The following is a 10,968-nucleotide window of genomic DNA, read 5'->3' as shown; positions in this document are numbered from 1 at the left end:
CAACAGGCGAATAGGCTATCATATTGCGTGAGCATTAAATAATAAATTGTGGTTCTATGTATGTCGAATAATAGTCTAACTCAGTTTTTGCTAGCGTTAAAAAGCGCGGATATAGAAAAAATAAAAACCGTGTACGCACACGCTCCCAAAGACGAGCAGATTGAAGTCCTCAAGTTTCTTTTTCAAAGTGCGCAGAGTAACACTACACTCTATGGCCACTATCAAGATATAGCGAGTATTTGCTTACAAGCAGCATGCTTTCCAGAAGCGATGATAGCTGCGATTAACTCTTTAGAGAAGTTTGCCTTTTTCTCCACACCTTTGATCCAAGCTGAGCAAATCAATAACCTTAACCCGCAAGGAAATAACATACTACATATTCTTTTATCGCAAATGCCTGCGAAAGATAACGGTCTAAATTATCTTAGAACCTTATTGCACTTTGAAAGTAAAGAGCTACTTCAAAATGCACTGAGTCAAAGAAATGCAAAAAAGTTAACACCTCTAGAATGCTACTTAGCTTTTAATAGCCATACTGCGCCACTGAGTATTCAAGAATTAAGCGCGTTACTTGGCTTGATGGAAATCGAAAGGCGACATATAAGCGCAGTGGAACCCCACAACGCTAAAGTGATTGAGTCCCATCTCGTACAACAACGCCGACTCAGTGAATATAAACAATTTCTGCTAGCCACTTACTACCAAAGCAATGCAGGCTAACTTTCCTCAGGCTTTACATTAAGAGGTTGGCAAACTGGCGATATATTCACTTGCCGTCATGCGGTGATAGGTGACTTGTTCGTAAAGTAAGTGCGCAGGGTTTGGGTCAACCACTTCAATTGGAATTGCTTTGTGCCTTGCTATTTCCAGGGCCATTTGAGTGATATTGACACTAAAGGAAGTGCCCATAAAAATCATGCGATCCGCAGCATACATTCGTGACTGTGCTTCGCTAATACGATACAGATCGGTGTAGTATTCGTCGAATAACAATACATAGGGTTTAAGTGACACGCCTTTTTCAGGCCCTCGTCGCGCGATCTTGAAAAGTGCTAACAGCGACTCAGCTAATCGACTTTCGTCTACCTCATCCCAAGGGGCAGTAAAGCACTCCGTGGGCTCACCTTGGGTATGAAAGGATGTCACCTGATCAACGCGTCCATGGATCGCAATAAAATGATTATTTCCCGCTTTACCATCTAAACCGTCGATATTTTGCGTGATCACATTTTTATCACTAAGCCATTGATGAACTTGATTGGGGCCGTGATTACGGTAAGTCACAAAACGATGGTAATACCATTTTAAGAATTCCGCCGGTTGTGATTTATACATTGCGCGCGTTGCCATTTCTTGAGGAGTGTAATTAGCCGAACCTATCGTCCAAAAGCCATCCTCTCCTCGAAAAGTTGGAATACCACTTTCAGCACTCACCCCAGCCCCCGTGATATACAACGTTTGCAACATGACATAACCTCAATGCTAGTAAATTCGACTCACGATAACGTAAAGTAAATGCCGAGGGCTAACAACACAAGTACACCCGCCAACCCAAACATTGGTAGTTTGCTAGCGGGCTCGGATGTTTCAAGTGTATTTGTAGATGTTACAGTGGCTCCGCTTTCAGACGATTTATCATCTACTTTAGCTGCTGTCGAGGTAATTGGTTGAGGCGAAGACTGCGGTGAGGCCTGAGCTTCTGCTGTTCCCTCAAAAGCAGTACAAGGGATCTGCCATTGATATCCTTTTCGTGAAAAGGTTTTGATAGCATCATCACCAAACAAAGCACGTAAATGGCCAATATTTTGAAATACGACCTGATCTGTGACTTTTCTATCAGGCCATACCTTTTCTAAGATGTCTTCTTTACTGTGGATAGTTTGAGGAGCGGATAAAAATAGCTCCAATATCTGAGCAGGCTTTTGTTTTAGATTTAGCTTTCTATCGTCTTTATAAAGCTTAAGTTCTTTGCTATCAAACAAAAAATCCTTAAAAGCAAATTTCATTTCCCTAGTTCCCAACTTGGTCTTAATTACTATAATAATTATTGTTTTATTCGAATTTACTACGACATAACATTGCATTTATAGCGAAACATGCCACGAAAATATAGGGCAATGTTACATCGGTTTACAAACTATTGATAAAATCGGCCTTTAGTATAGAGCGATCACTCAGAAAATCACTACCTAATCCTTAGAATAATTCGAATAGACTCAAAACCTAAGCGTATATAAACTGCGTTTTCCGTAATTGTTAGGCTGGCTCATGTTACTTGCTTTTATCTATGCCATCGTGTTGATCAAAACCTCATTACTGGGGTTAGGGATTATCAGTATTTTGCTCTCGATAGCCTTTATCGTCGCGTTACGCCTCAACCTCCCAGCCCTGCCAGTCAATGCAAAAAGCAAATTCATTAAATCCTTTAAGTTTGTTCTCTTCGCGCACCTACTCGGATATTTGCTGCTAGTGAGTAAACTTTTGTTAATTGATGGCTGGCAAGACGTGCCTATGTTCATTGCAAGTCATTTGATCATGCATCACATATGGAGTGGGCTTATTGCTGCGATTTTGACATTGACGACCATACTAAAATACCAAACGTTCATTGCAAAACCTACGGCAGCTAAAAGCACTTAGCAAGTGCAACTATTTATATTTGTAAAATAATAACAACCAAATTCGACGCCTTCTTACACTTTATGACAGCCCCCCAACAGACCTTGACACCCCCGCTATTTATACTGTCCTCAAGTTAACCACAACGGACATTGATTATGAAAATTAAAGCGCTTTTATCTCTTGCATTACTCACAACAAGTTTATCATCCTTTGCAGAACAAAATAACGAGACGCATCGCGTTGGTTTAGACATCTCTGGCGGTGGCGCTTCTTATAAAAGCTCAAGTAAAGATGGTGATGGTGTAGGCCAAGCCTACCTGTATTACAACTATCACTTTACGCCAATTTTAGCGCTTGAATTAGGTTACAACAGCGGTGAAGACTTAGATGATTGGAAGTGTGAAGACGAAAACGATCGCAAGTTTACCTGCACACAAAACAACAAAACTTTATTTGGCCTTGGTGCTAATAACTTAGAATTTGATAACTTTGTCGTTGCGGCAAAAGGCTACTATCAAATTTCTGATAATAGCTACTTTTATGGCAAGTTAGGGGCGAACTACTACGATTACGAAATCACTCGTGGCCGCAGCAAATTAGTTACCGACGACGGTATCGGCTTTGTCGCTGAAGCAGGTTGGCAATATGACTGGGATAACGGTATGGCAGTTAACCTTGGCTACAAGTACCTTGATATGGGTGACTTGGATACATCGAGCCTATCTCTAGGTGTCAGCTACCGCTTCTAAAGCGACCTCCCCAACCAATAAAAAAGCATGTGGTCTACACATGCTTTTTTATTATTTAACACCGAGTTTTAGCCCTAGGCTTTAATCAAACGCTTTTGTAAGATCTGAACTTGATCTCGCGCTTGAGCTGCTTTTTCAAACTCAAGCTCTTTAGCAAACTTCATCATTTGTGCTTCAAGTCGGTCTATTTCTTTAGCAATTTCTTTCGCATCCATTGCAGGCATACCTGGTTTAAATTTGGCATCGATATCCACCACTTTGTCATCAGCCACTTCCTCACCGAGATCCATCACATCCGTGATCTTCTTATTGAGTGCGGTTGGTGTAATGCCATTGGCCTCATTGTACGCCTCTTGCTTTTCTCTACGTCTTTGCGTTTCATCTATAGCTTGGCGCATCGAGTTCGTCACCCTATCACCATATAAGATTGCTTTTCCATGTAAGTGACGTGCCGCGCGGCCAATTGTCTGAATAAGAGAGCGCGTCGAGCGTAAGAAACCTTCTTTATCTGCATCAAGAATGGCAACCAAAGAAACCTCAGGCATATCCAAGCCCTCTCGTAACAAGTTGATGCCGACTAGTACATCAAAAACGCCTTTGCGTAGGTCTCGAATGATCTCCATACGCTCAACGGTATCAATATCAGAGTGTAAGTAACGCACCTTAACGTTATGATCGTTAAGATAATCGGTCAGATCTTCTGACATGCGTTTTGTTAGCGTAGTAACCAGTACACGCTCATTCACTTCCACCCGTTTGTAGATCTCAGAGAGCAAATCATCAACTTGAGTTGCAACTGGACGCACTTCTACTTCTGGATCTAATAGCCCTGTTGGGCGGATCACTTGCTCAGCAACATCACCCGCTGATTTATTCAATTCATAATCACCGGGTGTCGCCGAAACATAAATGGTCTGCGGCGAAATCGCTTCGAACTCTTCAAACTTTAGTGGTCTATTATCTAGTGCAGACGGTAATCTAAAACCATATTCAACTAAGTTTTCTTTACGACTGCGATCGCCTTTATACATCGCCCCCACCTGCGAAACGGTAACGTGAGATTCGTCGATGATCATAAGCGCGTCATCCGGCAAATAATCTAACAAAGTTGGTGGTGGCTCGCCTGGTGCTCGTCCCGATAAATATCGACTGTAATTTTCAATACCAGAGCAATAGCCAAGCTCTGTCATCATTTCAATATCATATTGTGTACGTTGAGCGATGCGCTGCTCTTCGACTAAGCGGTTTTTATCCAATAATTGAGTGCGGCGGTCTTTGAGCTCTACCTTAATGCGCTCAATGGCATCAAGGATCTTTTCTCTTGGCGTCACATAGTGAGTTTTTGGATAAATAGTCGCGCGTACTAGGTGTTTTTCAACTGCACCAGTCAAGGGATCAAATAAACTGATCCGCTCTATTTCATCGTCAAACATCTCAACCCGTACCGCGATGGTTTCCGATTCCGCAGGAAAAATATCAATAACTTCACCGCGAACTCGGTAGGTACCACGACTAAAGTCCATATCATTACGCGTGTATTGTAGTTCTGCCAAGCGCCTTAACATGTCGCGCTGATCAATGGTTTCACCGACTTTCAATAACAGCATCATTTTCATGTAAGAGTCGGGATCGCCAAGGCCGTAAATCGCTGAAACAGAGGCGACGATGATAGTGTCTCTGCGCTCAAGCAAGGCTTTAGTCGCAGATAAACGCATTTGTTCTATGTGATCGTTGATAGACGCGTCTTTCTCAATAAAAGTGTCGCTGGCAACGACATAGGCTTCGGGTTGATAATAGTCATAATAAGAGACGAAATACTCAACCGCATTATGAGGAAAGAACTCTTTCATTTCGCCATACAATTGCGCTGCCAGCGTTTTATTATGCGCCATAATAATCGTCGGGCGGTTAAGGTTATTAATGATGTTGGCCATGGTAAAGGTTTTACCCGTCCCTGTAGCCCCCAGCAAGGTTTGATGTGCAAGGCCTGATTCTAAACCATCGCACAGCTGAGCAATCGCTGTTGGTTGATCACCGTTTGGCTGAAACTCAGAAACTAGCTGAAACTTATCTTCCATTACGCCTCCTTTTGAACCTCGCTTGCTGCAATTTCATTAATCACTTTCTTAAACCAATTGTAGGCAATGGCTGCGGTAAATAAATTCCCCAAAGCAGCGCCTGCAAATAGCCCTGGCAACCCAGCCAACTGTGAGCCTATATAAGCAATAGGTACATAAAATATGAACAGTCGGATCACACTTAGAATGAGCGCATTCATCGGTTTATGCAACGCATTAAATGATGAATTAGTTAATATGATCACGCCTTGAAGACCGTATCCAAGCGGCATGATATAAATAAATAGCTGTATGGTTTCAACAACAGCAGGCTCATTACCAAAAGTATGACTAATGTAGTAAGCGCTCAATACCAGTAATAAGTAGACAGCAAATTGAAAACCAAGTACAAATTTAAGTGTTTGGGTATAGGCATCAGACACACGCTGATAGTGCTTTGCACCAAAGTTTTGACTTACAAAGGGAGGCAAGGTCATAGAAAGCGCTAATACCACCAGACTTGCGATAGACTCAATACGACTTCCAACACCAAATGCGGCCACAGCTTCAGGTCCATAACTGGCTATAAGTGCTGTCATTACCGCCATTGCTAACGGCGTTAGCATATTTGCGCCAGCTGCAGGCAGGCCAATGGTGAGAATTTTTTTCGCCGCGTTTGTGAAGCTGGTGTATTTTGCAGACAGTGAGATAAGACGTTTTTTAACTATCAGCAAATATAAAATGATAGTTACCCCTAGACTCCAAGACAACACACTGGCCACTGCTGCCCCTTTTACACCCATTGCATCAATAGGCCCAAATCCGAAGATTAATATCGGGTCCAGCACCGCATTTACTAATCCCCCGAGTCCCATAACTAAGCTTGGCGTTTTGGTATCACCACTGGCGCGCAGCACTGAATTACCAATCATCGGCGTTATCAATAAAATCGAACCAATAAACCACACCGACATATAGTCGTGGATAAATGGCATAACCGCTTCACCAGCACCGAGAAGAATGAAGATCTCATCGACAAAAATGAAACCGAGAATAGAAAGTAATGAAACGAATATCGCAGAGATAATAATAGCTACTGCGGCATCAAATTTGGCTTCCTCGAGCAAATTGCTACCTAAAGCCTTCGCGATAACGGCGGATGTTCCAATACCTAACCCGATGGCTAAGCTAATTACAGTAAAGGTAACAGGAAAGGTGAAGCTGATTGCCGCGAGCGGCTCGGTGCCAAGCATACTAATAAAGAAAGTATCAACGAGATTAAACATCATCAGCGTGATCATCCCGAATATCATGGGGATCGTCATTCGCTTTAAAGTCGCCCCAATATCACCAAAAAGGATATCGTTGCCATTGGAATTTGACTTAGCTTGAGTCATAACAACCTATTTCTGATACTTTAAGCGGCTCATTGTATGCTATTCAAGATGTTGACGCTATGCGGTAAACGTTAAGAGTCGTTATAAAGTCTAAATTAGCAACAGTTACCTATAAAAAGCTTGTATTACGCTACAGGATTGAGGTTTAGTGTTAAAAATAACGATTCAGTATGTTTTGACAAAAAAGTTACAATCCAGCTTGCAAAGTAGCATGTTTTTTGCACAGCCAAAATGGTAAAAAGTTCATAAAAGCTTCACACTGAACAACAAATAAACAAAAATAACCAACCAAATATAAGTCATTGATATTATTAAAATTAAATATTTATCGAATTTTACTTGAAACGGCTGCAGCGCCCTAATTTCATAGTCTTGCAATACTTCTCAAATAATAATAAACAATGTTATCCACAGATTCCGTGGATAAGTCGCTCCAAGCCAATAGAATAAAGGTTTTCAGCTTGGAGTAATTTTGATCAATGGCGTGTTTAGTGTGATCATTCTTAAAACAACAACTGGATCAATTTAGATCTCTAGGCTAACCTTGCTTCTGGAAGTAAAAAGCATTTAACGACTAAAAATAATAAGGAACACATATCCAACTGTTTTAATTCAACTTTTTATTAAATCATTGATTCTCATTTTAATGATAGTAACTACTTACTGTTTGTCACGCCGCGTTTAGATAGAGATTATCAATACCACACTATTTATGCTCATTGATCTCATTCACGTGATAATTGCAATGATTTAAAGATCTCAAGAAAACATCATAAAATGAGCAGTTAGGGATATAATTCAAACAAAACGTTCAAAAAATACATTAATCAGAATATATCACTGTATAGATAAACAGTAAACACTGTATATGTTAATTTTATTCGACATCCCCTATACGGTGATTTAGGAATTTTATACAACAGCCCTATCTTTCATGTTTTGCAGATTTTCATCATGTAGGCATATTGAAATCAAAACTCACTGAGAGTCATTATATGAACGATGGATAAATTACGTATTGCTCAACTTTTGCTTAGATTACTAGGCGGCAAGTCGAGCGCTGCGATCAAAACCCACTCAGGGGGAGCCAAAATCGTACAGCAAAGGTCAATAGGCCCTATATCAAGAATCCAAAACTAGCTAAAAAGCCAACAAATAGCGCATTAATTCATCGCTTAGTAGAGTTTTTTACGTTTCTGTGATTTTAGTGGTTGACACCTTGCAATGTCGTCATTAATATTTCGCCCCGTTGAGAGATACGCTTCCCCCTTAGCTCAGTTGGTTAGAGCGACGGACTGTTAATCCGCAGGTCCCCCGTTCGAGTCGGGGAGGGGGAGCCAAATTCTCACACTTGACTATTCCCCCTTAGCTCAGTTGGTTAGAGCGACGGACTGTTAATCCGCAGGTCCCCCGTTCGAGTCGGGGAGGGGGAGCCACTACTTTACCGGAAAGTCAAAATCTTATTGTAGTTCCCCCTTAGCTCAGTTGGTTAGAGCGACGGACTGTTAATCCGCAGGTCCCCCGTTCGAGTCGGGGAGGGGGAGCCAATCAATAAGATATTGCTCAAAAAGAGCATTCCCAAAGTTCCAAATTGTTCCCCCTTAGCTCAGTTGGTTAGAGCGACGGACTGTTAATCCGCAGGTCCCCCGTTCGAGTCGGGGAGGGGGAGCCAATTCCACGAAAGCATTAGACTTTTTCCTGCATTTACACTACTCTACAAGCAATATTCTCACTGCATTTGCTCAGATAACAACCTTCTCTGTAATTTATCGACCAGACAAAAATCAAACCGATGAATTTGATAAAGAAATTGGCAATGCACCCGATACTATGGAATAACCCTCTTTAAGAAGCGTACTATGGCTGGTTTTAAAAAACTTATCGTACTCCAAGTCACCTCTTGGCTATTATTCTCCTTGATTGGTAGCTTTTTTTTCGCAACAAGTTTTGACTCTGCAATCAACAAAGCACAACAAAGTGCCCATACCATGGTGACAGAGTATATAAAGGATAAGAAACTCACTGAAGTTACTCCTGAACATATCCGCCAAGCTTTAAATAGCGGAGATGTTTTCTCAACTTTTATTGTACGAGACTTTAACGGTCAAACCGTTTTGCAAGTCAATACACCGAGCAACCTCCCCTTTATCGCCGAACTCATAGAATCAAATATCAATGCTATTCGCCCCCAATTTGCTGTTAACGATAGCAAAGACATCAAAATCGAATTCTTGATCAATGCACAAAGTCAGGCACAATTACTACAACAAGCCCTACTGCTACTTATCATTATTTCAGCGTTAGTTGCCTTTATTCCTGTTTTCTTTATGCAAGGCGTGTATAAAAAGCTAAATCGCAACGTTAGCATGACAGTGGCCAATGCTGTAGATTCATATATCACGCAAAATCAAGTTACCGACAATATTGAATTTGACTTTAACGATGGCAAAGTTGCAGAACTCGGCCAAGATTTAATCCCATCTTTTAAACGCCTAGCCAGCTTTTTAAAGTCAAAGCAAGAAGACATCAAAAATGCCGCCCACTCTATCAAGCAAGAAGCGTATAAAGATGTGGTCACCGATCTTGGCAACCGTAATATGTTTGTTGAGTACTACGAGCAATATATCGAGTCGTCTGCCAAAAAGGCATTTGGCTCACTGGCGATGATCCGCTGTTCTGAATTGCAGGTCATTAACCAAACCCGCGGCTATCAAAAAGGCGATGAATACATTAAGTCAGTATCGGATATCATCAAGCACGTCACCGGCACTTATGCTGGCAGCCAGGTGTTCCGTTTAAATAGCTCGGACTTTGCAGTGATATTACCCAATGTGCCAAGTAAGGAAGCGGAAGAGTTTGGTGAAACACTGCAAGCCCGCTTTACTCAGTTCCAGCAAAACCAAGAACTATCATCGGTTGCAAACACTGGGATCGTGCCTTATGAGAACGGTAAACCACTTGGAGAACTACTCTCGGTCGTCGATAATGCGATGAGCATGGCGCAAAGCAAGCAAGCCAATGCTTGGCATATTCAACGTGAGTCTGACTTAGTGAATAATGTCAGTGCTGGATTTGGCAATCAAAACTGGCGTCGCGTGATCCGCGATGTGATCAACAGCAAGCGTGTTAGCTTGATGATGCAAAATATCATGCCAATTGGTAAAAACTCTAAGGCCTATGCAGAGATCCAATCCCGCTTCAAAACCGAAGAAGGACAAATGCTACCAACTGCGTCCTTCCTTGCCATGGCGGAAAAGCTAGAAATGGCCATTGAGATTGATCAGCTGATCATCGACACCTCGCTAGAACTTATCAAAACGCGTAACTTTAATGAAAAGTATTTTGGGATCAACGTTACCGCATCGAGTGCTCATAATGATCAATTTGTGATCTGGTTAGAGCGTCGTTTGTTAAAAGAAACCAATCTGGCCTCTAAACTGGTATTTGAAGTTAGCGAGTTTGGCTTACAACAAAATATTAAAGCCAGTAAGCGCTTTATTGATATGGTTCATCGTGCCGGCGCTCGTATCACCGTCGAGCGTTTTGGTGTGGGTTTAACGTCGTTTAAGTTCTTTAGAGACTTAAAGCCTGACTATATCAAAATGGATGCAAGCTATACTCGTGGTCTAGAAGAAGACAAGAATAATCAATACTTTATGCGTTTAATGGTTGACCTTGCACACCGTATCGGTGTCAACGTATTTGCCGAAGGTATCGAGAGCCAAGAAGAGAAACACATCGTCGAAACGCTTTGTTTGGACGGTGTACAAGGCTATTACATCGAAAAACCAAAAGAAATCTAGGAAACCTGAGCTTGGATAATTCTCCCATTATCTAAGTTTAACGAAAGTTCCAAGGGCAACGTATTTGCCCTTCCCTTTCCCGCTGCCATTGCGCTGATTTTCGTACACTATCATTTGCCACACCAGTTACAATCTGTGTTACTATTGGCAGGAATTATCATTCAAATTTATCCATGCGATCTAAGAAGTTCACAAAGATAAGCTTGAAGATTATTTCGGCGCTAGCGGTAATCCAAGATCTAGCAATAGAATCACTCTATCACCATGATTCTATTGCTAAAAGCTCATATATTTAGCCTGATAAGCAAACTCTGAATTTGGATTACTTGCTAATAACTGA

General features: G+C 41.6%; 8 protein-coding genes and 4 tRNA genes. 8 read left to right on the top strand and 4 right to left on the bottom strand.

Going from position 1 to position 10,968, the window contains the following annotated elements:
* Nucleotides 1-60: 60 nt before the first annotated feature.
* Entirely contained in the window at nucleotides 61-720 is a 660-nt protein-coding gene (locus MHN30_RS20550; RefSeq protein ID WP_239360946.1) for a hypothetical protein, read from the top strand.
* A gap of 18 nt (nucleotides 721-738) precedes the next feature.
* On the opposite strand, the gene MHN30_RS20545 is transcribed toward MHN30_RS20550, so the two are convergent.
* Together MHN30_RS20545 and MHN30_RS20540 are read right to left on the bottom strand one after the other, a co-directional pair.
* On the bottom strand, nucleotides 739-1,467 hold the full coding sequence (locus MHN30_RS20545) for a Sir2 family NAD-dependent protein deacetylase (RefSeq protein WP_239360945.1): 729 nt from the start codon (nucleotides 1,465-1,467) through the stop codon (nucleotides 739-741).
* A gap of 29 nt (nucleotides 1,468-1,496) precedes the next feature.
* Nucleotides 1,497-2,006 (bottom strand): winged helix-turn-helix domain-containing protein, encoded by a 510-nt coding sequence (locus MHN30_RS20540; protein ID WP_239360944.1) that lies wholly within the window; start codon nucleotides 2,004-2,006, stop codon nucleotides 1,497-1,499.
* A 262-nt stretch (nucleotides 2,007-2,268) separates the two neighbouring features.
* Here MHN30_RS20540 and MHN30_RS20535 point away from each other — a divergent pair, with 262 nt between their 5' ends.
* Both MHN30_RS20535 and MHN30_RS20530 read left to right on the top strand, forming a co-directional pair.
* Nucleotides 2,269-2,640, top strand: coding sequence for a hypothetical protein (locus MHN30_RS20535; protein WP_239360943.1), 372 nt, complete (start codon nucleotides 2,269-2,271; stop codon nucleotides 2,638-2,640).
* Between the two features lie 137 nt (nucleotides 2,641-2,777).
* Nucleotides 2,778-3,371 (top strand): porin family protein, encoded by a 594-nt coding sequence (locus tag MHN30_RS20530; protein ID WP_069022915.1) that lies wholly within the window; start codon nucleotides 2,778-2,780, stop codon nucleotides 3,369-3,371.
* 74 nt (nucleotides 3,372-3,445) lie between these two features.
* Here MHN30_RS20530 and uvrB read toward each other — a convergent pair whose 3' ends face one another.
* Both uvrB and MHN30_RS20520 read right to left on the bottom strand, forming a co-directional pair.
* Nucleotides 3,446-5,449, bottom strand: a complete 2,004-nt coding sequence (gene uvrB, locus MHN30_RS20525; protein WP_010607369.1) for an excinuclease ABC subunit UvrB — start codon at nucleotides 5,447-5,449, stop codon at nucleotides 3,446-3,448.
* Nucleotides 5,449-6,825 (bottom strand): MATE family efflux transporter, encoded by a 1,377-nt coding sequence (locus MHN30_RS20520; protein WP_239360942.1) that lies wholly within the window; start codon nucleotides 6,823-6,825, stop codon nucleotides 5,449-5,451. Before MHN30_RS20520 ends, uvrB begins: the two co-directional genes overlap by 1 nt.
* A 1,263-nt stretch (nucleotides 6,826-8,088) precedes the next feature.
* Here MHN30_RS20520 and MHN30_RS20515 point away from each other — a divergent pair.
* The 5 genes from MHN30_RS20515 (at nucleotide 8,089) to MHN30_RS20495 (ending at nucleotide 10,628) form a co-directional block, all read left to right on the top strand.
* Nucleotides 8,089-8,165, top strand: a tRNA-Asn gene (locus MHN30_RS20515).
* Between the two features lie 19 nt (nucleotides 8,166-8,184).
* Nucleotides 8,185-8,261: transfer RNA gene (locus tag MHN30_RS20510), tRNA-Asn, on the top strand.
* A 34-nt stretch (nucleotides 8,262-8,295) separates the two neighbouring features.
* A tRNA-Asn gene (locus MHN30_RS20505) sits at nucleotides 8,296-8,372 on the top strand.
* A gap of 48 nt (nucleotides 8,373-8,420) precedes the next feature.
* Nucleotides 8,421-8,497, top strand: a tRNA-Asn gene (locus MHN30_RS20500).
* 187 nt (nucleotides 8,498-8,684) lie between these two features.
* Nucleotides 8,685-10,628 carry a GGDEF domain-containing protein gene (locus tag MHN30_RS20495; protein WP_239360941.1) on the top strand — a complete coding sequence of 648 codons (1,944 nt, stop codon included), beginning with the start codon at nucleotides 8,685-8,687 and terminating at the stop codon, nucleotides 10,626-10,628.
* Nucleotides 10,629-10,968 lie beyond the last annotated feature (340 nt).

It is taken from the genome of Pseudoalteromonas sp. OF7H-1, assembly GCF_022347825.1.
GTDB lineage: Bacteria > Pseudomonadota > Gammaproteobacteria > Enterobacterales > Alteromonadaceae > Pseudoalteromonas > Pseudoalteromonas maricaloris.
The sequence above is the reverse complement of the archived record's forward strand: the minus strand, read 5'-3'. Positions and strand labels throughout refer to the sequence as shown.

Coding starts and splice junctions, on each gene's coding strand:
- MHN30_RS20550 (WP_239360946.1), top strand. CDS start 61: ATGTCGAATAATAGTCTAACTCAGTTTTTGCTAGCGTTAAAAAGCGCG.
- MHN30_RS20545 (WP_239360945.1), bottom strand. CDS start 1,467: ATGTTGCAAACGTTGTATATCACGGGGGCTGGGGTGAGTGCTGAAAGT.
- MHN30_RS20540 (WP_239360944.1), bottom strand. CDS start 2,006: ATGAAATTTGCTTTTAAGGATTTTTTGTTTGATAGCAAAGAACTTAAG.
- MHN30_RS20535 (WP_239360943.1), top strand. CDS start 2,269: ATGTTACTTGCTTTTATCTATGCCATCGTGTTGATCAAAACCTCATTA.
- MHN30_RS20530 (WP_069022915.1), top strand. CDS start 2,778: ATGAAAATTAAAGCGCTTTTATCTCTTGCATTACTCACAACAAGTTTA.
- uvrB (WP_010607369.1), bottom strand. CDS start 5,449: ATGGAAGATAAGTTTCAGCTAGTTTCTGAGTTTCAGCCAAACGGTGAT.
- MHN30_RS20520 (WP_239360942.1), bottom strand. CDS start 6,825: ATGACTCAAGCTAAGTCAAATTCCAATGGCAACGATATCCTTTTTGGT.
- MHN30_RS20495 (WP_239360941.1), top strand. CDS start 8,685: ATGGCTGGTTTTAAAAAACTTATCGTACTCCAAGTCACCTCTTGGCTA.